Here is a 23299-nt window from a genome sequence, read left to right on the forward strand (position 1 = left end):
GTGGACCGCTCAAAATCTACAACACTGTAGAAGTCGATGGGACAGGTGCGTCAGGCATCCACGCGGCCGACGACCGACCGGCCCGGAGGCCCAACTCGCCTGCCCCGCACGGGAGAAAGGGCTTGCTTCCGGTGTACTGCGGGCGGCCTGAGGGCAACTTCGCCATGAAAGTAGACGGCGTTGTCGGGTTTGTGTCGTCGTCTGTCACGCCGGCGAACGGGACCGACGCGAACGAGACCGGGCCGAGCGGGACCTGGTCGAGCGAGAGAAGTCAACAAGTCGATGAGGGGACACCGCAGATGACCATCGCGCCGGAGAGAGAGGCCGCGCCGGGCAGCCCCGGTCCCGGCGGCCCCGGTCCGGTCGGGCGCACGCAGTCGGTGGGGGAGCGGCGGCGCTCACCGAGCCGGCTGCGGGCCACCGACGTGTACGCGCTGCTGGGCGCCGCTGCCGCTGCCCTGTCCCTCACCGGGCTGATGTTCACCCGGCTGCTGCCCTTCAGCGGTGTCGTCGGTTTCCTGGTCGTCGAGCACGGAACGACCGACGCCATGTTCAACTTCCCCCAGGACAGCAGGACTTCGGACTATGTGAACGACCGCTTCGGATGACGGGAGGCGGGCGCCGACGCGGGGGCGCGGCGGCCTGGTGCACACTGCTCCTCGCGCTCACCGCGTGCGGTACGGTCCCCGGCCCCGGCCCCGGCCCGCGCCGCCCACGCACCGGCCGGCGCCCGCCTCCGCGCCTCCCTCTCCGCGTACGACGGCAGCGGACCCGATCTCGCCGAAGCTCCCCTCCCGCACGCCCGGGACGGTGGCGCCCGGCGCCCCGGCCCCGCCGACCGTCGGCCCGAGCACCCCGGAGTCCCCCTCCACGAAGCCCTCCGGCAGCCCGAGCACGACCGCACGGCCCACCGGGACCACGCTGCGGATCGGATCGTGGTCCGCCCGGATCGTCCGCGGTGGCCAGGAGCCGTCGACGCCTGCCGCGACGCCGTCCGGTGGGCGGGCCCCGACCTCGGCACCGAGGACGGCTACGCGATGCGTACGGCGGTCGTCGTCGGGCACGACTTCTGCGGCTTCGGACAGCTCGCGACGCCGGCGGTCTCCACGGTAGTCACCGTGGAGACGCCACGCGAGGTGCTGCGCTACCGCGTGTACGCCCGCCACCTCACCCCGGGCCGCGGCGCCCCGGCCCACGGCCTCTACTGGGGCGACCTGACCCTCCAGTCCTGCGTGGGCCCGGACACGGGCTTCAGCTATCTTCAGCGGCTGTGACGACGACGGTCCGGGCCCTCACGGGCCGTCCGATTCGTTCAAGACCCGCACCGGGCGGCCTGCCTACCGTGGCCCCATGAGCACAGACACGGACCCGCGGCTGGGACTGAACAGGGCCGTCGAGTCCCGGCCCGCCCAGGTGGTCGAAGCCGCCGGTGAGCGGGAAGTGGTCGCCGCGGTCGGGCTGGCCGCCCGGCGGAAGCGGGCCGTCGGGGTCATGGCCACCGGTCATGGGCCGAGCCTGAGCGCCGACGGCGCCGTACTCGTCAACACCCGGCGGATGGACGGCGTACGCGTCGACCCCGCCCGTGGGACGGCGTGGATCGAGGCCGGCGCGCGCTGGCGGCATGTACTGGCGCGTACCACCCCGCACGGACTCGCCCCGCTGAACGGCTCCAGCCCCGACGTGGGCGCCGTCGGCTATCTGGTCGGCGGCGGGGCCGGGCTGCTGGGGCGGCGCTACGGATTCGCCGCCGATCACGTACGGCGGCTGCGCCTCGTCACCGCCGACGGCCGGCTCCGGGAGGTGACCGCCGATGCGGAACCCGACCTCTTCTGGGCCGTGCGCGGCGGCAAGGACAACTTCGGCCTGGTCGTCGGTATGGAGGTCGACCTGTTCCCGGTCGCGCGGCTGTACGGCGGCGGGCTCTACTTCCCGGGTGAGGCGTCCGCCGAGGTGCTGCACGCCTACGCCGACTGGGTCCGCTCCGTGCCGGAGACCATGGCCTCCTCGGTGCTGCTGGTCCGGAACCCCGACCTGCCCGACGTCCCCGAGCCCCTGCGCGGGCGGTTCGTCACCCACCTCCGTATCGCCCACAGCGGCGACCCGGCGGAGGGCGAGCGACTGGTGCGACCGCTGCGGGGGCTCGGGCCGGTCCTGCTCGACACCGTGCGGAAGATGCCGTACGCCGACGTCGGCACGATCCACCACGAGCCCACGTCCGCGCCGTACGTCGCCCACGACCGCGGTCTGCTGCTGGGGGAGCTGACCGGCGGCACGGTCGACGCTCTGGTGGCCCTGGCAGGACCGGACGCGGGCGGGACGTTCGTCACCGAGCTGCGGCACTTCGGCGGCGCCTACGCCCGCCCGCCGAAGGTCCCCAACTGTGTCGGCGGACGCGACGCGGCCTTCTCGCTCTTCACCGGTGCCGTCCCGGACCCCGAGACCCTGCGACGGCGCGACGGCCTGCTGACGGGGCTGCGCCCCTGGAGCACCGGCGGAATCACCCTCAACTTCGCGGGCGTCGAGGACACCGCCCCGGACCGCGTGCGCGCCGCCTACACCCCGGCCGACTTCGACCGGCTGAGGACCCTCAAGTCCCGCCACGACCCCGGCAACATGTTCCGGATCAACTTCAACATCCCGCCGAAGGAGGGGGCCTGATGACCTCGCAGGACGGATCCGACCTCACCCGGCTGGCCAACGTCGGCCGCTCCGTGGCCGGCCACTTCGAAACCATCGGCATCACCAGGATCGCGCAACTGGTGGACCAGGACCCGGTCGAGCTGTACGAGCGGATGTCGGCCGCCGCGGGCCGCAGGCACGACCCGTGTCTGCTCGATACGGTGATGTCCGCGGTGGACCAGGCTGAGGGCCGCCCCGCCCGCCCGTGGTGGCACTACACCCCCGAGCGCAGACGACTCCAGGCGCGACAGGAAGGCTGAGATGGCGACGTGGAAGAGGTTCGAGAGCGAGGAACCGGAGTTCGCCTCGAAGGTCAGGGCCCGGTTCGAGGCTGCCGAGACCCACGTACTGGCGACGCTGCGGAAGGACGGCTCACCCCGGGTGAGCGGCAGCGAGGTCGCCTTCCTTGGGCCGGATCTGTCGTTCGGGTCGATGCCGGACGCGGTCAAGGCACGTGATCTGCGACGCGACGGCCGGTGCGCGATTCACGCGCACCCGAGCGCCGACGGCGACGCCAAGGTCACCGGGGTCGCGACCGAGGTGACCGACCCGGAGGAGAAGCGCCGTTACACCACCGGGTCGGAGCCGCCGGGGGACTTTCACGCGTTCCGTCTGGATCTCGCGGAGGTCGTGCTCACCGGGGTCGAGGGCGACGAACTCGTCATCCGGCTCTGGCGCCCCGGCCGGCCTCTGGAGACCGTCCGGCGCAAGTGAACACCCGCTGAAACGTGTGGGTTCGAGCTCGACGGCGCGGTCATCCGCCGGTGTTCGGGACAGGCGCGGCGAGGGTGTCGAAGAGGAGTTTCTTGAAGCCGGACTCGTTTACGCGCCGTACGAGGGTCATGTTGGGCGCGGGCGCCGAGAGCCGGCGGTCGATGATCATCTGCCCGCGTGTCTCGTCGCCGACGGCGATCTCGACGTACGCCTCCTCCAACTCGGTGACCAGTTCCGGATTGAGCGCGACCGCCATCGCGACGGGGTCCGGAAGGTCGTAACCGGCGAGCCCGGTGACGTCGCGGGCCCACTCGGCGGCGGTCCGGTTGACGCGATGCGCGAAGAGGGCCATGGGGGTGCCGGCCCGCCCCAGGCGCTCCTGGTCGGCGGGGGTGATGACGGCGTCCTGGCGGGAGACGTCCCAGCCGATCCAGGTGACCTTGTCCGGTGTGGCGTACTGGGTGACCATCCGTGCGGCCTCCGGGTCCGCCCAGACGTTGTACTCGGCCGTGGGCGAGACGTTGCCCCGTACGTCGGTGGCGCCTGCCATGCAGTACACGTGCCGGTAGCGGCTGAACAGCCGCGGGTCGCGGAGCAGGGCGCCGGCGATGTTGGTGAGCGGTGCGAGGGTGACGAGCGTCAGCTCGCCGGGGTGATCCCTCGGATACGACAGGAGAGCGTCGATCGCGTGGGTCCTCTCGGGGGCCCGTGCCGGATCGGCGAGGCCGGTGTCGCCCATGCCGTCCTCGCCGTGCACACGCTGCGCGGTGGACAGCGCCCGCGTCATCGGGCGCTCGCAGCCCGGGTGGACGGGGATGTCGGCGCGGCCCGCGGTCTCCAGGGAGATGAGCGCGTTGCGGGTGCCGGTCGCGAGCGGCACGTTGCCCGCGACGGTGGTCACGGCGCGGACGTCGCCGAGCCCGCTCGCCGCGGCGAGGAGCAGCGCCACCGCGTCGTCGGATCCGGTGTCGGTGTCGACCACCAGGGGGAGAGCGGGCATGGCCGTGATCCTTCCGCGCGGGAGGGTCCGGAGGCTCGCCGAGCGTCCGGGGGCAGGGGGCTTCCTGTCCGAGCGTGCCGGTCGAACGGTCAGCCCGCCGCTCCGGCCGCGCCTTCGGCCGCTGCCCCGGCCGCTGCCCCGGCCGCCGTCCCGGCCGCCGCTCCCTCCGCCGTCCCGGGCTCGGCCCACGGCCCGAAGGCGCGCCGCACGGCGAGCGCGAGCGCCGTGCGGCGGCGGTCGTGGTCGGACTCCGGGTCGTCCCTGCTCGCGGTGAACATCACGCTGGCCGGGGACCAGGTCATCGACATGGCCGTGACGACGGCGAGTACCTCCGGCGCCGGGATCGTCGGATCGACGAGGCCCGCCTCCTGCGCGTCGGTGATCGAGCGCAGCTTCTCGGTGTCGTGCCCCGGCATGAAGTGGTACAGGTCCCCGGTCGGGGTGCGCTCCAGACGGGCCCAGGTCGCCAGCCGGACGAGTTCGGGATGGGCGAGATGCGCGTCGTAGAGCCGGACCGCGTAACCGGGCAGATCGTCGCCGGTGACCGGGACCGTACCGACGATCATCTCCAGATGCTCCGCGAAGACGGCGTCGAACAGCTTGTCCTTGTTGCCGAAGTACGCGTACAGCTGGGCCTTGTTGACCTGCGCGGCGGCGGAGATCCGGTCCACGCGGGCGCCCGCGATGCCGTACGTGGCGAACTCCGCCGTCGCGGCGTCGAGCAGCCGCCGCCGGGACGCCTGCCCCGCGCTGGTGATCTGTCCCGTCTTCATGCCCTCAGGCTAAACCAACTGGTTTGTCGCTTCACGTGCCTCACCGTGCTCAGGCCGCTCACTCCGCCCAGTCCGCTCACTTGGCCGTTTCGTCGGCACCGCCGCCGTCGCCCGTCGTCATGTCCAGGACGAAGCGGTAGCGGACGTCGTTGCGCGCGAGCCGGTCCAGGGCCACGTTGACCTCGTCGGGGCGCATGATCTCCACATCGGCGACGATCCCGTGCTCGGCGCAGAAGTCGAGCATCTCCCGCGTCTCGACGGTCCCGCCGCTCCCCGCGCCCGCCAGGGTCTTCGCGCCCTGGATCAGGCTGAACGGGCTGACCGTGAAGTCCTCCGGGGGCACGCCCACGACGCACAGCGTGCCGTCCATCGCCAGCGCGGACAGATATGGCTCCAGCGAGTGCGCGGCGCCGACCGTGTCGAGTATGAGATCGAAGCGGCCTCGCTGCCCGGCCATCTGCTTCTCGTCCGTGGACAGGACCACCTCGTCCGCGCCGAGCGCGCGTGCCTCGTCCGCCTTGCCGGCCGTCCGCGTGAACTGGACGACCTCCGCGCCGAGATGATGGGCGATCTTCAGCGCGAGATGCCCGAGCCCGCCCATTCCGACGATGCCGACCCTGCGGCCGGGTCCCGCGCCCCACCGCTTCAGCGGTACGTACGTGGTGATGCCCGCGCACATCAGCGGCGCGACACCGGCCGGGTCGAGCCCCTCGGGCAGGTGGTAGGTGAACTTCTCGGGCAGGACGTACTCCGAGGGGTAGCCGCCGCGCGTCGGCATGCCGTCCTTCGGGTCGGTGTTGCCGTAGGTCAGCGTGGGGAACCGCAGGCACCAGTTCTCCCGGCCGCCGAGGCGCGGCGGGCCTGACCGCACGAGTCGATGATGTTGCCCACCGCCACCTTGTCGCCCACGGCGAACCGGGTCACGGCCTCGCCGACAGCGGTGATCTCGCCGACCATCTCGTGGCCGGGCACGACGGGGAAGGCGCTGCCGTGGTCGATCGCGGCGTTGTCGCTGGCGCAGACGCCGCAGTACTCCACCCGAACGGCCACGTCGTCGCCGCGCAGGTCACGGCGGGTGAAGTCCCAGGGTTCCAGCGGTCCGCCCTGTCGGTGCGCGGCCCATCCGGTGACGTTCCTCATGGGGGTGGTTCCTTTCGTGCCGCCGCGAGCAGGGCGGCTCCCGAGCGGGCTCACGGAAAACTAACTAGTTTGTTGACTTGGAGGGAAACGTACCCGCACGCGCGCTCGGTCGTCAAACAAACTAGTTTGTTTATCCGTCGCGGGGCCCGCTCAGCGCAGGATCCCCGCCTGCTTCGCGTCCCTCAGCCATGACGGGAACTCCGACAGGAGCCGGTCGTACAGCTCCGGATCGGAGACGCTCTCGATGTCGTCGACGGCGAAGAAGCCGACGTTGTCGACGCGGCGGCCCGCCATGGTGTCGAAGCGTTGCAGCACGCCGTAGTTGGCCCGGCCGAGCCCCACGAACTGCCAGAAGATCGGCTCCTCGACGGCCGTGCGCAATTGCTGCTCGATCTCGCTGTCGCGGTACACACCGCCGTCGGAGAAGAAGAGGACCAGCGTCGGCGCGGGCACGGGATTCCCGCGTACGTAAGCGCGCACCTCCGCGATGACCTTCTGTTCCTCGTTCTGGAAACCGACCGCCCGCATGTCGACCTGCCCGGCCACCAGCCCCTTGGGCGGCTTCTTGCGGCCGAAGAGGCTCATCTGCCCCACCCGCACATGCAGATTCAGCCACTCGGGCAGCTCGCCGATCACCAGGTCGGGCAGCCGGGCGGGATTGGTGGCGAACGTCCACGCCTGCATCTCGCCGTCGTCGTCGAGCTGCGCCGCGACGGCCGCCATCCGCTCGGCGACGTTCTTCACCACGCCACGCGAGTAGAGGGTGGTCATCGATCCCGACGCGTCGAGGACGAGGATGACGCGCGCGACGACCCCGGAGACACCGTGCTTGTCCAGGCTGACGGCGACCTGTTCCTTGCGGAGCGAGAGGCGCTTGCGCATGTCGACGGGAAGCCGCTCCTCACCCTTGGTGAGCCGGGCGGCGGGCCGGCCACCCGCGGCTGCGGGCCGGGCGGGCGGCGGAGCCGCGGGAGCGGCCTGAGCCCGGCGCGGCGCCGGAGCCGGCGGCCGTACGGGCGTGGGAGGTCGTACGGGCGTGGGCTCCGGCTCGGCGTCGACCGTGATGCCGAAGTCCGTCGCCAGCCCCGCCAGCCCGCTCGCGTACCCCTGCCCGACCGCCCGGAACTTCCACCCGCCACCCCGCCGGTACAGCTCCCCGCTGACGTACGCCGTCTCCGAACCGGCCGCCATGTCGAAGCGGGCCAGCTCCCGGCCGGACGCGGCATCCAGCACCAGCAGCCGCAGACCGGGCACCTGCCCGAACGTGCCCCCGTCGGCGGACGCGCACAGCGCCACGCGGTCGATGCCCGGCTCCAGCCCGGCCAGATTCACCTCCACCGAGTCGGCGCCGGGCTGCTTGCCGAGATGGCGTACGGCGTTGGAGGCGTGCCGGGGCTGGTTGTAGAAGACGAAGTCGCCGTCGGAGCGGACCTGCCCGGCCGGGTCGAGCAGCAGCGCGGAGGCGTCCACGTCCGGGACGCCGGGCCCTGCCGACCAGCTGAGGACGGCCCGGACAGCGGGGACCGTTATCGGAAGATTGGCACCTTTGCTCAGTGTCGTCACGGCAGCCAGTGTGCCTGTCGACGCAGCGTAAGTCTGCGGTCTTCACGGAGTTCGCCGGCTCCTCGCGAGCCTGCCCCGCCGGGACCGCGAACCGCTCGTACATCCGTTCTCCACCGCGCTGCGGGCCGCCCGTCGCAGTACCCTCGCGGTATGGGTACATGTACAGATCTCGCCAACGCGAATGCTGACGTGGCGCCCCTCTCGCCCGCCGACGAGTGCGTCGACTGCGTCGCACTCGACCGCCGGGACTGGGTGCATCTGCGCCTCTGTCTCACCTGCGGTCATGTCGGTTGCTGCGACAGCTCGCCGCTCCGGCACGCTTCCGAGCACTTCACGCAGACCGGTCACCCCGTCATGCGCTCCCTGGAGCCGGGCGAGGACTGGCGCTGGTGCTTCACCCATCAGCTGCTGGGCTGACCGTTCCCGGACCTCTGGCCGGGCGCCTCGGGCGCCTGGCCCGTCGACCCCTGCTCCGGGGCCCCCCGCCCGGACGACCCCTGCTCCGCCACCTGGCCGCTCGACTCCTGCTCGATCGGCAGGCAGACCTGGAAGCGGGTGTCCCCCGGGCGTGAGCTGACCCTGAGATCACCGTGGTGCTTGTTGACCACGATGCGGTACGAGATGTCCAGGCCCAGCCCCGTCCCCTCACCCACCTGCTTCGTCGTGAAGAACGGCTCGAAGATCCGTGGCCGCACCTCGTCCGAGATCCCCACCCCGTTGTCCGCGATCTCGACCAGCAGCCGCTCGTCCTCCCGCCACGTGGTCAGCGTCAGCGTGCCGCCGTCGGGCATCGCGTCCAGCGCGTTGACGATCAGATTCGTCCACACCTGGTTCAGCTCCGCCCCGTACGCCGGGATCGACGGCAGGCCCCGGTCGAACTCCCGGACCACCCGCACCGACTTGGGGATCTTCGCCTGGAGCATCGTCAGCGTGGCGTCGAGCAGGGCGTGCACATCGACGATCTGCAGCGGCGAGCGGTCGAGCTGCGAGTACTGCCGCGCCGCCCCGATCAGATCCGAGATCCGCTCCACCGAATCGTCGATCTCGCCCATCATCAGCTCGGTGTCGATGGTGTACGTGATCCAGCGCACCGCCGCGTCGAGATGCTCCGAACCGACCGTCCTGGCCGCCCCCTCCAGCCACTCGACCCCGATGCCCGCGGCCACCAGCGACGGCGCCAGGTCCCACGCCCGCGCGACATCGTGCTCCTCCAGCCAGTCGCTGACGGTGTCCTCGGCGTCGGCGGCCTCCATCGCGGTCATGCTGACACCCGCCGCGGCCTTCGTCACGGCGTCGTCCTGGAGCCCCACCAGACGGTGCAGACCGGCCCCGTCGACGCGGCCGTCCGCGATCATGGCCAGCTTGTGCCGCATACCGGTGACCCGCTCGCGCAGCCCGGCCGTCGCGCGCAGCGCCGCCGCGGCGGGATTGTTCAGCTCATGGGTGAGACCGGCGGAGAGCGACGCCAGGGCCAGCAGCCGCTCCCGCTCGTTGACGATCGCGTTGGCCGCCCGTGTACCGAAGAACAGGCCCTCCAGCAGATGCAGCGCCATCGGGAACCAGGTGCGGACCGCCCACGCGAACTCGTCGGCCGGCAGGATGAAGAACTCGGCGTCGCTGACGGCCCGCATGGTGTGCGGATAGGTCTGCTCGACCCGGTCGCCCAGATACGCGCGTGTGGCGCCGCTGTACACGCCCCGCTGGTCGGTCCTGTTGACCTCGACGTCGTCGCCGTGGAGGACGCGGTGGAGCGAGAGGGCCCCGCTGAGCAGGACGTAGAAGCAGGTGGCCGGCTCGCCCTCCCGGTAGACCACCTCACCGGCGTCGCGCCGCTCGACCCGGCCTCGGTCGGCCAGCCAGTCGAGCTGTTCGAGGCTGAGCGCCTCGAACAGGAAGAGCGTCCGCAGCTGGTCCGGTGTCAGCCGGTCCTCCGAGGATGTGGTCACTGTGCCTCCAGATATCGGTGCACCAGGGAGACGGCCATGGCGCCCTCGCCGACGGCCGAGGCGACGCGCTTGACCGAGGCCGCGCGTACGTCACCGGCGGCGAAGACGCCCGGGACGCTCGTCTCCAGGTGATAGGGGTCGCGTGGCAGCTGCCAGCCCGCCGGGCGCTGCCCGCTCGTCATGAGGTCCGTCCCCGTCAGGACGAATCCGCGGTCGTCGCGGGTGACACATCCGTCCAGCCAGTCCGTACGGGGCTCGGCGCCGATGAAGACGAACAGCCACGACGTGGGGACGGACCAGCTCTCCCCGGAACGGCTGTCGCGCAGGGTCAGGCTCTGCAGATGCCCCTCGCCCTCCGCGCAGGTCACCTCGGTCCACGGATGGACCTCGATGCTGGGGATGCCGTTGAGCTGGTCGATCAGATAGCTCGACATGGAACGCGTCAGATCGCCCTGGCGGATCAGCATGTGGACGCGGCGCGCGTAGCGGGAGAAGTAGACGGCCGCCTGCCCCGCCGAGTTGGCGCCACCGACGATGTAGACGTCCTGGTCGGAGCAGTTGATCGCCTCGGTGACGGTGGACCCGTAGAAGACACCCGTGCCGGTCAGCTCCGCCACACCGGCCGCGCCCAGCCGACGGTAGGAGACGCCGGTGGCGAGGACCACGGTGTGCGCGGTGACGGAGTTCGACTCGCCCAGACGCAGCACCCGGCCGGAGCCCGCCGCGTCCAGCGCGACGGCCCGCTGGGTGCTGAGGATCTCCGCCCCGAACTTGAGCGCCTGACGGCGGGCCCGCTCCGTCAGCTGCTGCCCCGAGACACCGTCCGGGAAGCCCAGATAGTTCTCGATCCTGCTGCTCTGGCCGGCCTGCCCGCCGGTGGCCTGCTGCTCCACCAGCAGCGTACGGAGCCCTTCGGACGCGCCGTAGACGGCCGCGCCGAGCCCCGCGGGGCCGCCCCCGACGACGACCAGGTCGTAGAAGTCGGAGGCCGGTACGGTGCTCAGCCCGACGTGCGCCGCGAGTTCCCGCTCGGAGGGGTTCACCAGCGTCTTGCCGTCGGAGGTGACCACCATCGGCACGTCCGTCCCGGTGAGTCCCGCGGCGCTCAGCAGCCGGGTGCCCTCCGGCTCGTCGGAGAGCAGCCACCGGAAGGGCACCAGGTTGCGGGCGAGGAAGTCGCGTACGGCGAAGGACGGCGCCGACCACCGGTGGCCGACCACGCGGGTCTCGGTGGCGACCGGGTCCGGCGTGGCGAGCCACAGTTCCAGGAGCGAGTCGATCACCGGGTAGAGGTTCTGCTCCGGCGGGCTCCACGGCTTGAGCAGATAGTGGTCGAGGTCCACGACGTTGATGGCGTCGATCGCGGCCTCGGTGTCGGCGTACGCGGTCAGCAGCACCCGGCGGGCCAGGGGGAAGAGGTCCATGGCGGCCTCAAGGAACTCCAGGCCGTTCATATGGGGCATCCGGTAGTCCGCCAGCATGATCGCGAGCTGGTCCCCACGCAGCTTGATCTCCCGCAGTGCCCCGAGCGCCTCCTCGCCCGACACGGCGCGTACCACTCGGTAGCTCTCGCCGTAGTGCCGCCGGATGTCTCGGGCGACGGCACGTGAGACGGCCGGATCGTCATCGACGGTCAGGATTGTCGGATTCGCCATACCTCCATCATCGCCCCTGACGGCGCGGGGTGTGGGGTGCGGTGGACGGCGGTTGGGGGGCCGCCGCCCACCGCGGTACGGGGTGCCGGTTTCACTACTCGCAGTAATCAATGCTGGCCGTGTTCGAGAGGAAAGGTCCAGAAAACCAAGTGATGTTGGCCCTATGGAGGTAACAGGCAGTTCATAGGGTTCGCGCTCCGCGCGTGCGCCAGGCGTAGCCCCGCGCCAAGTCGGCCTCTGACGCGGGCTGTTGACAAACCCGTGACATGCTTGAAAACTCTCACTGCCCAGCCGCAGGACCTGAACTGCCAAGCTCAATTATTTGCGGTTCTCTTGCAAGATCGGGGCAGGTGTTCTGTCCTGTTTGATCGCGTCCTGCCGTCCACCCCCACCACGGACCGGCATTTCTCACTCTGTCGACCCCACGGAAACAGAGGACACCATGAAGTCGAAGCATCTGCGACGACGACTGATCACCGGCATGTCCATGACCGGCCTGCTCGTCGTCGGACTCCTGCCCGCCGCGTCCGCGTCGGCCGCCGGAGGGCCCACGAAGGCCGACGGCACATCGGCTCGACCGGCCGCGGCCGAGCGCGGGGCCACCCTCCCGTACGTCGAGTACGAGGCCGAAGCCGCCGACTACGAGGGCACGTTGCTGGAGGCGGATCCGAAGCGCACCTTCGGGCACACCAACTTCGGCAGCGAGTCGTCCGGCCGTGAATCGGTACGCCTCGACAACTCGGGGCAGTTCGTGGAGTTCACCTCCACCAACGCCGCCAACTCGATCGTCGTACGCAACTCGATTCCCGACGCACCGGGCGGCGGCGGTATCGACGCCACCCTCAGCCTCTACGCCGACGGCGCCTTCGTGCAGAAGCTGGACCTGTCGTCCAAGCACAGCTGGCTGTACGGCAACACCGACGATCCCGAGTCGCTGACCAACACGCCCCAGGCGGACGCCCGCAGGCTGTTCGACGAGTCGCACGCACTGCTGGAGAAGAGCTATCCGGCGGGCACGAAGTTCAGGCTCCAGCGCGACGCGGACGACTCCGCGTCGTTCTACATCGTCGACCTGATCGACCTGGAGCAGGTGGCGCCGCCCGTGAGCAAGCCGGCCGAGTGCACGTCGATCACCGACTTCGGGGCGGTCCCGGACGACGGCGCCGACGACACCAAGGCAATCCAGGACGCGGTGACCGCCGACCAGAACGGCGAGATCGGCTGTGTCTGGATCCCGCCGGGCCAGTGGCGCCAGGAACAGAAGATCCTGACCGACGACCCGCAGAACCAGGGCCAGTACAACCAGATCGGGATCAGCGACGTCACGATCCGTGGCGCCGGTATGTGGCACTCACAGCTCTACACCCTCACCGAGCCGCAGAACGCGGGCGGGATCAACCACCCGCACGAGGGCAACTTCGGCTTCGACATCGACGACAACACCCAGATCTCCGACATCGCGATCTTCGGCTCCGGCCGCATCCGCGGCGGCGGGGGAGCCGAGGGCGGCGTGGGCCTGAACGGGCGCTTCGGGCAGAACACCAAGATCTCGAACGTGTGGATCGAGCACGCCAACGTGGGTGTCTGGGTCGGCCGCGACTACGACAACATCCCGTCCCTCTGGGGTCCCGCCGACGGCCTTGAGTTCAGTGGGATGCGCATCCGCAACACCTACGCCGACGGCATCAACTTCACGAACGGCACCCGGAATTCGGTGGTGGACAATTCGTCCTTCCGCACCACGGGCGACGATTCGCTCGCCATCTGGGCCAACCGGTACGTGAAGGACCCGGCGGTCGACATCGCGCACGACAACTCGTTCACCGACAACACGATCCAGCTGCCGTGGCGCGCCAACGGCGTCGCGATATACGGCGGTTACGGCAACAAGGTGCAGAACAACCTGATCGCCGACACCGCCAACTATCCCGGCATCATGCTGGCGACCGACCACGATCCGCTGCCGTTCTCGGGCGAGACCCTGCTCACCGGAAACGCCCTCCACCGCACGGGCGGCGCCTTCTGGAACGAGGGCCAGGAGTTCGGGGCGATCACCATTTTCCCGGCGAGCCGGGACATCACCGGAGTGAAGATCAGGGACACCGAGATCTCCGACTCGACGTATGACGGCATTCAGTTCAAGAACGGTGGCGGCAACGTACCGGACGTCGAGATCAGCGGTGTGACGATCGACAAGTCCAACAACGGTTCCGGCATCCTCGCGATGGGCGGTGCCCGCGGCAGCGCGACGCTGACGGACGTGACCATCACGAACTCGGCCGAGGGCGATGTCCTCATAGAGCCCGGGTCGGGATTTGTCATCAACGGCGGCCCCGGCACGCGGCGGACCGCGAACTGAGACAAACGGCCGGGACAAACGACCGACACAAGCGTGGGACAAGCGACTGAAACGGGCAATTGAGATGCACTGACCGCTTTCCCGCCCGAAAAGACCGATCGACGAGTCCGCTCAACCGGCCCGTTCGACGCCTTCCGTACCGCTCCCGAGTGAGGGGCACCCGGAAGGCGTCGAGTCTTTTTGGGACTAAACGGGCGACTCATAAAACAGATTGGTCGGTTTTATTTCTCCTGGAGGGCCTCGATCTCCGCGTAGATGCGCTCGCCCCGGTCCGGTGCCATGTCCAGTCTCGCCAGCACGGCCGGCACGGCGATGCTCGGCAGGACATGGCTGAGAAGCACCGAGATCCGGTGGTCGAGGTCCGCGCGGTCGCACAGTACGTGGGACATCGTCTGCACTCCGGCGAAGGCGCCGGTGAACAGCTCGGCGGTCTCCCTGAGGTTCACATGGGGCAGGAGCTCCCCCTGCTCCTTCGCCTGGCGCAGCATGTCCTCGTTCTGCGCGACCCATGACTCGAACGGTGTGCCGCGGTTGATGCCGAGAGCGCCCTGGTCGAGCGCCAGGCCGGTACTGGCCCGCACCAGCGGGTCGTGGCGCAGCCGGTGCGCGAGGACCATGCCCTGGTCCACCAGCACCTGGAGTTTGCTGCTCTGGTCGGGGAACGGTCCGACCGCCAGTTGGGCGTCGAGGACCCCGAGCGCGAGGTCTTCCTTCGAGGTGAAGTGGAAGTACAGGGCGCCCTTGGTCACCCCCGCCCGCGTGAGGATCTCGCCGACGGTGGCCGAGTTGTAGCCGCGCTCGTCGAAGACGGCCGCCGCCGCTTCGAGGATCGACCGGCGGGTCCGGATTGCACGGTCTTGCTGCGCCATCAGGCTCCCTCCTGTCTTACGTAGATTTGTAGTCGGTCTGTGACGACAGGTATTGAAAAAAAAACCGCTTCGTACGTATCTTATGCGGAGGTGGGCAGCACCACCTACTCCTTTGCCGGACGACTTTCAGGCGGAATCAATGATTCAGGCACAGTTGGCCAGCACCGAAGCAGTCCAGGCCGATCAGGCGACGGTCCTCACCGAGACCGGCACTCACCTCTCCATGACGGCGGAAGAACAGCCCGTCAAGGTCGCCAAGGAGTGGGTGCACCGCTCCGAGGCGGCCGATGTCCTCCCCACCGGTTGGACACGGCTCGCCGACAACCGATTCTCCATCACCGCACGGTGGCCTCTCGCCCACCGGTCGTTCACCCCGGTGGGCGGAGCGCACCACGACCCCGTGCTGGTCGCCGAGACCATGCGGCAGGCAACCATGCTGCTGGCCCACGCCGAGTTCGGCGTGCCGGTCGGTGACCACTTCGTGATGGCGGAGATGCGGTACGCCGCCGAACTGGCGGGCCTCGCCCTGGGGCCCTGCCCCGCCGACATAGACATGGACGTCATCTGCTCGGAGATACGCCGCCGGGGACAGGGCCTGCGCTCCATGCGGGTCGCCTACACCCTCAGCAGAGGGAGACGCGTCTTCGCGACGGGCGGGGGACACATCCACTGCACCTCCGCCAGCGCCTACCGCCGGCTCCGCGGCGAGCACATGGCGGCCGTCGGCAGGCCCGTACCGCTCCTGCCCGGCGTCCCCCCGCAGGAAGTGGCGCGGGCCAGTCCGGACGACGTGGTCCTCTCCGCCGGCGACCGGCCCGGAAGCTGGCTGCTGCGGGTCGACACCACACACCCGGCCCTCTTCGGACGTCCCAACGACCACATCCCCGGGATGCTGCTGGTCGAGGCGGTACGACAGGCCGCCGCGGCGGCCACCCGGACCGGACCGCTGCTCCTCACCGGCCTCGACATGCGCTACACCCGCTACGCGGAGCTGGACACCCCCTGTGTCATCCAGGCGGAGGTGATCCCCTCCGACGACCGTGACACGGTCGACGTCCGTGTCACCGGCAGCCAGGACGGTCACCCGGTCTTCGAGGGCACCATCAGCGCCCCCCGCGCCCGCGCCAAGGTCTTCATTCCCCGGCCCCGGTCGAGTTCCGGCCCGCGCTGAGTTCTCACATTCTTCACGCGCCACGCATTTCCCGCGCGCTCCGTACTCTCCACGCTCTCCGCGTCGTCTGAGTCTTCCGCGCCATCCGCGCCATGCGCCATCCGCGCCATCCGCGTTCCTCGCATTCTTCGGCCCCTTCGGGCTTCTCGCGTACTTCGCGCTTCCTGCTTTCCTCGCGGCGGATCTCACGATCCGCACGCGGTTCGTGCGTCCTATGGGGGGACAGCGACCATGACATCGACGTTTCTCATCACCGGAGCGAGCGGCTTCGTAGGAAGCCATGTCACCAAAGCGGCACGGGCCGACCCGGGGGTCCGGTTACGACTGCTGACGCACCGCCGCCCGCCCGCAGGCGCCCCGGGCGGCGCGACGGCGGAGGAAACGATCCGGCGGGACCTCACCACCGCCGGCTCACTGCACGGCGTCTGCGACGGCGTGGACGCCGTCATCCACTGCGCCACGTACATCGGCGGCGACGACCGGACCGCCGAGTCGGTGAACGACCACGGCACCCGGGCCCTGGTGGCGGAGGCCGCACGGTGCTCCGTCCCCGTCGTGCAGGCGAGCACGGCCGCTGTCTACGGCCGCGGCCCGTTCCGAGAAGCGCCGCCCGGAACGCTGCCGCTCGCGCCCATCTCCTCCACCAGCCGTACGCGCGCCGCGGGAGAGCGTCACGTACTGGAGGCCGGGGGAGTGGTCCTGCGCCCGCACCTCGTCTACGGCACGGGCGACAGATGGCTGGTGGGCGGGCTCCTGGCGCTGCTGCGCCAACTGTCCGCCACCGTCACCGGATGCGACTCGCTGCACTCGATGATCGACGCGGACACCCTGGGCCGCGCCGCTCTGGCCGCCGCGCACCGGGCGCGGGGCCTGGCCGGCGTGCACCATCTCAACCACCCGGAGCCGGTGACCGGTTCGGACATCCTGGCCGCACTCGGCCGCTACGCGGGCGAGGCGGTCGCCTCGCGGGCGGTGGACCTGGCCACCGCCCGGGGACGGGTCGCCGGCGACCCACGCGCCCTGCACCACCTTCAACTGCTCGCGGTGGACCACTGGTTCGCCGAGGACGGGCTCTGGGAACGGCTCGGGTGCGGCCCCGGGGCGGGCTTCGCCGCCTGTTTCCCGCTCCACGACGGCTGGTACCGGGGGCAGTCGCGTACGGCCTCCTGGCCGTCCGCGCCGCCCCCGTCACCTTCCGCCCACGCCCCGTGGGCACCGCCTCCGGTCAGTGCACGGAGGCCGGTTCGGACGCCGCCGTGACGGGACCGTGCAGCAGGACGGGGAGTTCCCGCTGGCCGTTGGAGATGAACGACTCCAGCGGCGCCGGGACCCGCCCGGGGTCGGCCAGCACCAGGTCCGGGAATCGTCCGAACAGCGCCTCCAGCGCCAACGAGCCCTCCAGCAGGGCCAGTTGCCGACCGAGACAGTGGTGGGTCCCGAAGCCGAACGCCATGTGGTCGCCCCGGTTCTCGCGGGTCAGGTCGTAGCGGTCGGCGTCCGGGCCGTGCCGGTGCGGATCACGGCCGGCCGCCGCGAACGAGATGACGATGGGGTCACCCTTCGGGATGGTCACCGGACCGATCGCGATGTCCTCGACCGCGTAGCGCAGTACGGCGTTCGCGCCCGGCGCCTCGTGGCGCAGCGACTCCTCGACGGCGTCGTCCCACGTCGCGCCGCCGGACTTGACCAGGAAGAGCTGCCGGGGATGGGTGAGGAGCGCGTACACCGCGTTGCCGATGAGGTTGACGGTCGTCTCGTACCCGGCGGTGAACAGCAGGATCAGGGTGTCGATGAGCTCCTTCTCGCTGAGGACCGTGCCGTCATCCTCGTCCCGTGCGGCGACGAGTGCGCTGGTCAGGTCCTCGCCCGGCGACTGCCGCTTGGCCGCGAGGAGCTCGGCCATCGTCACGTACAGCCGGCGTCCGTTGGCCTCGGCCTCCTCCGGCGTGCACGAGGTGTGGAAGAAGCCCTTGATGATGGCGTGCAGATCGGCGCGGGTGCCCTCCGGGATCCCGAACAGCTCGCACACCACCTCGCTGGGCAGCAGATCGGCGAACTCGGCCCGCAGATCGACCGGCTGACCGGGCGGAAGGCTCGCGAGCCGGTCCAGCAGCCCGCCGATCAGGGCCTCGATCCGAGGGCGCAGAGCGGCTACGCGGCGCCTGGTGAAGGCCGCGGCCACGGGCTTGCGGAGCCGGGCGTGGTCGGTGCCGTACGCCGTGACCATGTTCTGTACGGAGACCCAGATCGCGAGCGGCCAGCCGGGGGAGATCTTCCCGTCGATCCAGTCCGGCCAGTGGCGGTAGGCGTCCTTGGAGACCCGGGGATCGACGAGCAGTTCCTTCATCACGTCGTAACTCGTGACCGACCAGGCCATGACTCCGCCGGGAAGTTCGATACGGGCCACCGGACCGTGTTCACGCAGTGCGGATATCTCTCCTTGTATATCGCTTCCTGTGGGATCCAGTGCGAGAAAAGGGCATGCCTGAGCGTCCAACATGAGTCCCATCGCTTGACCGGCACTCCGGCCGGTGGAACGGTCTCTGGAAAAGCTGCCGGGCACGAATATCGCGCTCACCGGAAACATGATGCCGTATTTCCTCCCAACAAGGCGAGAGTTGAGCGCCACAATAATGCGGGATTGCCGTGGTGTGCTGTCACGGCCCGCGTCCCGACATGGCTCGCAGGGCTTGCCTGGACGCCTGTCAGGACTCGCGTACCGGTCTTTGTCGGGATTTCTTGTCGGTGCGCCGCGTTACGGCGCGATTAAACTGATCGGACGCCATTGGCAAGGGGACGGCGAAAGTGCGAAGCCGCATTCCGCTTAAAGTCCCTCGAACATCCGCCCGATGGTCGGATAAACTCCGGCCGAGACCTTCGGGGAGGTGTTCCTCTGAGCGTTCCGCTCTGATCCAATTTCATTGCCTGATGGGGTAACAGGGGGGATTTCCGCATGCGAATACTAACGGGGAAGACCGCGCTCGTGACCGGCGGGAGCCGGGGAATCGGGAGGGGTATCGCGGAACGGCTGGCCCGGGACGGGGCGCTGGTCGGTGTGCACTACGGCTCCGGCGAGGCCGCCGCGCTGGAGACGGTCGCCGCGATCAGGGCGAACGGCGGCCGGGCCTTCCCGGTCGGCTGTGAGCTGGGAGTGCCGGGCGACGCCGGGACGCTGTACGGCGCGTTCGACGCCGGCATGCGCGACGAGGACGCCGAGCCGGGCCTCGACATACTCGTCAACAACGCCGCGGTCAGCGGCTCCGGCCGCGTCGACGACATAGCGCCGGACAACTTCGACCGCCTGATGGCCGTCAACGTCAAGGCCCCGCTCTTCCTGGTGCAGCAGGGGCTCAAGCGGCTGCGCGACGGAGGCCGCATCATCAACGTCTCGTCGGTCGTGGTGAAGCACGCGTTCCCGGAGTCCGTGACGTACGCGATGACCAAGGGCGCGCTGGAAACGATGACCCTGACCCTCGCCAAGGGCCTCGGCGCGCGGGGCATCACGGTCAACGCCGTCGCACCCGGCTTCGTCGCGACGGACATGAACATGCGCCGCAGACAGACGGCCGAAGCACGCTCGGCGCTGGCCGCCCACTCGGTCTTCAACCGGGTCGGCAGACCCGCCGACATCGCCGACGTCGTCGCGTTCCTGGCCTCCGACGACTCGCGCTGGATCACCGGCCAGTGCATCGACGTCAGCGGGGGGACGGGTCTCTGACCCCCGGTTCGGGCGGCCCCGGCGAAGAGGGGGCGACCCCCGAGGGTGCGAGCGGGGCCACCGGGACGAGCGTGTCGAGCGACGGGGTGCCGGCGGCCGCGAGGCTCCCCAGCGTCTCCGGCGTCACCAGCCGCGGCAGCATCAACTGCCAGAAGCTGGTGAGCGTGTAGCGCGACAGCCAGTCCTCGTTGAGGCGGCCGAGCCGTTCCAGCCCGGTGGTCGCGGCCACGATGGTCGTGACCACCGCGCGCTGCGCGATATTCGGCGCGAGCAGGCCCTCACGGCCCGCCCTGTCGAGCAGCCGCTGGACGCAGCGGTACCACTCGTCGCTGAGATTCACCTCGGTGTGCCGGCCGATCTCGCAGTTCAACTGGTAGCCGGCACGCACCACGTCGTCCTGGAGCAGCAGCCGCGCCAGGGCGTGCGAGACGTCGGCGATCGCCTGAAGCGCGTTCTTGGTGTCGCGCTGCGCCGCGAGCGTCGTACGCCGCAGTGCGTGCACCGCCGACAGCTCGATCGCCTGCGCCACGGCCGACTTGTTGTCGAAGTGGAAGTGCAGCGCCCCGCTGCTCACTCCGGCATGGCGGCAGATGTCGCTCAGCGTCGTGCTCGCGAAGCCGTGCTGTTTGAAAATGATGGCGGCGGAGCGGATCAGGTCGCCCCGTGTGCGCGCCGCCCGTTCTTGCTTCGTCACGGCTCGTCCTCCTTGGCTGTAGGACCGTCGGCACCGCGGGCGTGAACCGCCCCGGGAGGGGGCGTCCCGCCCGTCGTCCAGTATTAAACCGACTTCCTGGTATCTTATCAAGGAGTGCAGCCCCCTTCGACGGAGCGTGACTGGGGGCGCACGGGTCAACTGGCTTGATGTGTCAGTTGGCCGACGCGCCGGGAGGCCGCCCGCGGCTCCGCGCGCAGAGGTGTGTGGATGTCGATACGGGTCCCCTGACCAGGGGCGCTGGTGAGTGTGAGGCGGCCCCCGAGCGCACGGATCCGTTCCCCCATGACGGGCAGCCCGTGCCTGCCGCCGCGCTGTCGGGCGGCGGACTCCGGGTCGAATCCGACCCCGTCGTCCTCGACCCTCGCATGCGCCCACCAGCGGGTCACCCGCGCCGTGACCGTGATCCGGCGCGCGCCGGAGTGGGCGAAGGCGTTCTTCAGGCACTCGCGCACGACGAGGAACAGCTCGCGGCGCCGCGCGTCGGACAGCAGTTGCTCGTTGCCGGTCGTGGCGATGTCCACCGTGAGCGAGGCCGGAGCCATCTCCTGGACGAAGGCCCGCAGCGCGTCCTTCATCGGCGGCACGGCTGACTCCTCGCGCAGCCCGCCGATGAGCGCGCGGGTGTGGCCGACCGCGTCGCGTACGGATTGTTCGGCGGCGGCCAGATGCGGGTCGGCGGCCCCGCCGCCCGCACCCCGACGGCTCGCGTGCAGCTCCAGATGACGCAGCGTCAGGGTGAGGGCGGTGCCCAGCCCGTCGTGCATCTCCCGGGCCAGCCGGCGCCGCTCGCGCCACACCGCCTCGGCGGTGTCGCCGCCCGCTTCCGCGGTGTCGTCGGCGCCGCGCTCGCGTATCGCGCGACCGACCGCCTCGGCGACCGCCGCCGCGCGCCGGGGCGACGGTGTGTGCCGGCCGTCCCCCTGTGCCACCTGGACCATCGCGCACTCCAGGAGCAGGACGCCCCCGGACGCCGCGAACCCGGGTCCTGGATCCGGCCCGCTCCCGGGAGCGTCGTCCGCGGACACGCCGTCCGCGGCGAGCAGGATCCGCCGGGCGTGGTGACACAGGGCGGACCTCAACGCCGGGCCGTCGGGGGACCGTTCGTCGAGTATGGCTGGAAGCCGGTCCTCGAAGCGCTCCAGGATCGCGGTCAATTCCCCCGCAGGGAACAGCCCTCCCCGCGATCGCTTCGGCACGGTCCTGTCGGCCTCCGCCGGCGGGGTGGCGGCGGTCGGCCGTTCGGACCGGACGGCCGCCGAACGGCTCAGGCCGTCCCGTAGGGCGGCCGTGAACCCCTCGCCCATGAATGCCTCCAGCAAGCCGAAGTCCGGCTTGCCCATCTGTTCGACGGACGTGTCCACAGTGCCTCCTGATCGGGAGCGTGCTGACGTCATAGAGACGTTAACAAACCGGGAAGACTGTTTGTCAAGTCCGTTTCCTGCTCCTGGAAGGGCTCCTTGGTGATGGCCGTGTGGCGTGGCGGGGGCTTCGAAGTGTTGGCAGTTCGCGTACTTCACGCCTATTCGTCACCTTAAGGCGACGGTGAAATATAGGTAATTGGTGGATTTCCCCTGATCGGTCGAGTTGACTCCATGTCGTGATGCGCCTGACCGGAGGGGCTTTGACAAACCAGGCGAGCGGTTTGTATGTTCATCACGGTCCAGCTGGCCTGAATCGGATCTTGTGTTCGACTCGCTAGGGGGAGATCAAATGAGTCAGCGTGCGACAAATCTGTTGAGTCATCGCAAACCGGCTCCACGTGCCCCGGGGCGGTCCCTGCCCACCGAGGTGGGCCACGGCCGCGCGGCACGGGCGGACATACAACTGTCCGCCGCCTGGCGGATCCTCGTCGTGGAGAGCGACGCCGGCGACGCCGAGTCGCTGGCCAAGGGCCTCCAGCGACAGGGCCACCAGGTCGAGTGCGTCACGACGGGCGGCGCGGCCCTCCAGACCTACGAAGACGTGGATCTGGTCCTTCTCGACCTCGAACTCCCCGACCTGGACGGCCTGGACGTCTGCCGGGGGATCCGTACGGTCTGCGACATCCCGGTGATCGCGGTGACGGCCAGGGGCAGCGAACTCGACCGTGTACTCGGCCTCCAGGCCGGCGCGGACGACTATCTGGTCAAGCCGTACGGCTTCCGGGAGTTGATGGCCCGGATGGACGCCGTGATGCGCCGTTCGCAGCCCCGGCCCACCGTCGCCAAGGTCATCTCGCAGGGGATACTCCGCATAGACGCGAGCCTGCGGGAGGTGAGTCTGGCCGGGCGGAGCGTGGAGGTGACGCGCAAGGAGTTCGACCTCCTGTACCTGCTCGCCTCACACCCCGACACGGTCATCTCGCGCAAACGTCTGATGCGGGAGGTCTGGGGCGACTCCTGGTCCCGCCGCACCATCGACACGCATGTGAGCAGCCTGCGGAACAAGCTCGGTGCGAGCGACTGGATCATCACCGTGCGCGGAGTCGGTTTCCGGCTCGGCGCGGGCTGAGCACGACCCACCGCGCATGTGCGCGGACGGGAGAGCGAGAGGCCGAAACCGCCGACCGACAACCGCCGACCGCCGACCGCCGACCGAGCCGAGCGAACAGTCCCGGAGCCGTATCACCACGGCGCCGGGACTGTCGCGTTCCCGGTTGCCCGTGGCCCGGCGGCCGGACCCCGACGGTCCGGCGGCACCACGACCGCCGCGCGCGGCAACAACGACGGCGCTGGAAAAGGCTCTTTGACGGTCGTCTGACACTCCCGTGGCCGTTTACCGGCACAGTTGCCGCACCTCTGAGGAATCTGACCGAGTCCTGAATTCGAATGTCTTGAACGGCGGTCGGCGACCGAAGAGGCTGGGCGAATATCCGGTGCGCCGTCGCCGGGATACCGATTCTTCCGGCCCGGTGAATCGGCGTTTTCCGTGCGAGCGAGTCAGGAGAAGTCCATCGTGCGCAAGGTGCTCATCGCCAATCGTGGCGAAATCGCTGTCCGTGTTGCTCGTGCGTGCCGG

General features: G+C 70.0%; 24 protein-coding genes. 12 read left to right on the plus strand and 12 right to left on the minus strand.

From position 1 onward, the window contains the following. Nucleotides 1-299 precede the first annotated feature (299 nt). Complete coding sequence (locus IEY79_RS37425; RefSeq protein ID WP_229701002.1) at nucleotides 300-608, plus strand: hypothetical protein; 309 nt, start codon at nucleotides 300-302, stop codon at nucleotides 606-608. Nucleotides 609-665: 57 nt separating this feature from the next. Here IEY79_RS37425 and IEY79_RS21065 read toward each other — a convergent pair whose 3' ends face one another. Further along, nucleotides 666-911, minus strand: coding sequence for a hypothetical protein (locus IEY79_RS21065; protein ID WP_189109102.1), 246 nt, complete (start codon nucleotides 909-911; stop codon nucleotides 666-668). Nucleotides 912-935: 24 nt separating this feature from the next. Here IEY79_RS21065 and IEY79_RS21070 point away from each other — a divergent pair, with 24 nt between their 5' ends. The 4 genes from IEY79_RS21070 to IEY79_RS21085 all read left to right on the plus strand — a co-directional run bounded on the left by IEY79_RS21070 (nucleotide 936) and on the right by IEY79_RS21085 (nucleotide 3393). Further along, nucleotides 936-1274, plus strand: a complete 339-nt coding sequence (locus IEY79_RS21070; protein ID WP_189109103.1) for a hypothetical protein — start codon at nucleotides 936-938, stop codon at nucleotides 1272-1274. Between the two features lie 76 nt (nucleotides 1275-1350). Next, the gene (locus IEY79_RS21075) at nucleotides 1351-2658 is read left to right on the plus strand and encodes an FAD-binding oxidoreductase (protein ID WP_189109104.1); all 1308 of its coding nucleotides are present in this window, start codon (nucleotides 1351-1353) and stop codon (nucleotides 2656-2658) included. Next, complete coding sequence (locus IEY79_RS21080; protein ID WP_189109105.1) at nucleotides 2658-2939, plus strand: helix-hairpin-helix domain-containing protein; 282 nt, start codon at nucleotides 2658-2660, stop codon at nucleotides 2937-2939. Before IEY79_RS21075 ends, IEY79_RS21080 begins: the two co-directional genes overlap by 1 nt. A gap of 1 nt (nucleotide 2940) precedes the next feature. Next, nucleotides 2941-3393 carry a pyridoxamine 5'-phosphate oxidase family protein gene (locus IEY79_RS21085; protein ID WP_189109106.1) on the plus strand — a complete coding sequence of 151 codons (453 nt, stop codon included), beginning with the start codon at nucleotides 2941-2943 and terminating at the stop codon, nucleotides 3391-3393. A 40-nt stretch (nucleotides 3394-3433) separates the two neighbouring features. Here the strand turns inward: IEY79_RS21085 and IEY79_RS21090 are convergent, their stop codons facing one another. From IEY79_RS21090 to IEY79_RS21105, 5 genes are all read right to left on the minus strand, one after another. Continuing rightward, complete coding sequence (locus IEY79_RS21090; protein WP_189109107.1) at nucleotides 3434-4393, minus strand: nucleoside hydrolase; 960 nt, start codon at nucleotides 4391-4393, stop codon at nucleotides 3434-3436. Between the two features lie 89 nt (nucleotides 4394-4482). Next, nucleotides 4483-5166: a TetR/AcrR family transcriptional regulator gene (locus IEY79_RS21095; RefSeq protein WP_189109108.1), complete on the minus strand. Its 684-nt coding sequence runs from the start codon at nucleotides 5164-5166 to the stop codon at nucleotides 4483-4485. Between the two features lie 76 nt (nucleotides 5167-5242). Further along, the gene (locus IEY79_RS21100; protein ID WP_229701003.1) at nucleotides 5243-6037 is read right to left on the minus strand and encodes an NAD(P)-dependent alcohol dehydrogenase; all 795 of its coding nucleotides are present in this window, start codon (nucleotides 6035-6037) and stop codon (nucleotides 5243-5245) included. After that, nucleotides 5974-6306, minus strand: coding sequence for an alcohol dehydrogenase catalytic domain-containing protein (locus IEY79_RS37430; RefSeq protein WP_229701004.1), 333 nt, complete (start codon nucleotides 6304-6306; stop codon nucleotides 5974-5976). Before IEY79_RS37430 ends, IEY79_RS21100 begins: the two co-directional genes overlap by 64 nt. 150 nt (nucleotides 6307-6456) lie before the next feature. Next, entirely contained in the window at nucleotides 6457-7869 is a 1413-nt protein-coding gene (locus IEY79_RS21105) for a VWA domain-containing protein (RefSeq protein ID WP_189109109.1), read from the minus strand. A 150-nt stretch (nucleotides 7870-8019) separates the two neighbouring features. Here IEY79_RS21105 and IEY79_RS21110 point away from each other — a divergent pair, with 150 nt between their 5' ends. Further along, complete coding sequence (locus IEY79_RS21110; protein ID WP_189109110.1) at nucleotides 8020-8286, plus strand: UBP-type zinc finger domain-containing protein; 267 nt, start codon at nucleotides 8020-8022, stop codon at nucleotides 8284-8286. Here IEY79_RS21110 and IEY79_RS21115 read toward each other — a convergent pair. Continuing rightward, on the minus strand, nucleotides 8271-9815 hold the full coding sequence (locus tag IEY79_RS21115; protein WP_189109111.1) for an ATP-binding protein: 1545 nt from the start codon (nucleotides 9813-9815) through the stop codon (nucleotides 8271-8273). The two genes, IEY79_RS21110 and IEY79_RS21115, sit on opposite strands and share 16 nt — an antisense overlap. Then, nucleotides 9812-11470, minus strand: coding sequence for an NAD(P)/FAD-dependent oxidoreductase (locus IEY79_RS21120; protein WP_189109112.1), 1659 nt, complete (start codon nucleotides 11468-11470; stop codon nucleotides 9812-9814). Before IEY79_RS21120 ends, IEY79_RS21115 begins: the two co-directional genes overlap by 4 nt. 442 nt (nucleotides 11471-11912) lie before the next feature. Here IEY79_RS21120 and IEY79_RS21125 point away from each other — a divergent pair, with 442 nt between their 5' ends. After that, entirely contained in the window at nucleotides 11913-13829 is a 1917-nt protein-coding gene (locus IEY79_RS21125) for a glycosyl hydrolase family 28-related protein (RefSeq protein WP_189109113.1), read from the plus strand. A gap of 221 nt (nucleotides 13830-14050) precedes the next feature. Here the strand turns inward: IEY79_RS21125 and IEY79_RS21130 are convergent, their stop codons facing one another. Continuing rightward, the gene (locus IEY79_RS21130) at nucleotides 14051-14698 is read right to left on the minus strand and encodes a ScbR family autoregulator-binding transcription factor (protein ID WP_189109114.1); all 648 of its coding nucleotides are present in this window, start codon (nucleotides 14696-14698) and stop codon (nucleotides 14051-14053) included. A 139-nt stretch (nucleotides 14699-14837) separates the two neighbouring features. Here IEY79_RS21130 and IEY79_RS21135 point away from each other — a divergent pair, with 139 nt between their 5' ends. Together IEY79_RS21135 and IEY79_RS21140 are read left to right on the plus strand one after the other, a co-directional pair. Then, complete coding sequence (locus tag IEY79_RS21135) at nucleotides 14838-15869, plus strand: ScbA/BarX family gamma-butyrolactone biosynthesis protein (RefSeq protein WP_229701005.1); 1032 nt, start codon at nucleotides 14838-14840, stop codon at nucleotides 15867-15869. Nucleotides 15870-16100: 231 nt separating this feature from the next. Then, nucleotides 16101-17129 carry an NAD-dependent epimerase/dehydratase family protein gene (locus tag IEY79_RS21140; RefSeq protein ID WP_189109115.1) on the plus strand — a complete coding sequence of 343 codons (1029 nt, stop codon included), beginning with the start codon at nucleotides 16101-16103 and terminating at the stop codon, nucleotides 17127-17129. Here IEY79_RS21140 and IEY79_RS21145 read toward each other — a convergent pair. After that, nucleotides 17095-18276, minus strand: coding sequence for a cytochrome P450 family protein (locus tag IEY79_RS21145; protein WP_308426683.1), 1182 nt, complete (start codon nucleotides 18274-18276; stop codon nucleotides 17095-17097). The two genes, IEY79_RS21140 and IEY79_RS21145, sit on opposite strands and share 35 nt — an antisense overlap. 546 nt (nucleotides 18277-18822) lie before the next feature. On the opposite strand from IEY79_RS21145, the gene IEY79_RS21150 reads away from it, so the two are divergent. Next, on the plus strand, nucleotides 18823-19587 hold the full coding sequence (locus tag IEY79_RS21150) for an SDR family oxidoreductase (RefSeq protein WP_189109116.1): 765 nt from the start codon (nucleotides 18823-18825) through the stop codon (nucleotides 19585-19587). Here IEY79_RS21150 and IEY79_RS21155 read toward each other — a convergent pair. Together IEY79_RS21155 and IEY79_RS21160 are read right to left on the minus strand one after the other, a co-directional pair. After that, the gene (locus tag IEY79_RS21155; RefSeq protein WP_189109117.1) at nucleotides 19565-20281 is read right to left on the minus strand and encodes a ScbR family autoregulator-binding transcription factor; all 717 of its coding nucleotides are present in this window, start codon (nucleotides 20279-20281) and stop codon (nucleotides 19565-19567) included. The genes IEY79_RS21150 and IEY79_RS21155 overlap by 23 nt on opposite strands. A 155-nt stretch (nucleotides 20282-20436) precedes the next feature. Then, the gene (locus IEY79_RS21160; protein WP_189109118.1) at nucleotides 20437-21663 is read right to left on the minus strand and encodes a sensor histidine kinase; all 1227 of its coding nucleotides are present in this window, start codon (nucleotides 21661-21663) and stop codon (nucleotides 20437-20439) included. 349 nt (nucleotides 21664-22012) lie between these two features. Here IEY79_RS21160 and IEY79_RS21165 point away from each other — a divergent pair, with 349 nt between their 5' ends. Next, complete coding sequence (locus IEY79_RS21165) at nucleotides 22013-22792, plus strand: response regulator transcription factor (RefSeq protein WP_189109119.1); 780 nt, start codon at nucleotides 22013-22015, stop codon at nucleotides 22790-22792. A gap of 444 nt (nucleotides 22793-23236) precedes the next feature. Then, nucleotides 23237-23299: biotin carboxylase N-terminal domain-containing protein (locus IEY79_RS38425; protein ID WP_344069737.1), on the plus strand; the 63-nt coding region annotated here is incomplete at its 3' end.

This window comes from Streptomyces camponoticapitis (assembly GCF_014646115.1).
In the GTDB taxonomy this organism is placed as follows: domain Bacteria; phylum Actinomycetota; class Actinomycetes; order Streptomycetales; family Streptomycetaceae; genus Streptomyces; species Streptomyces camponoticapitis.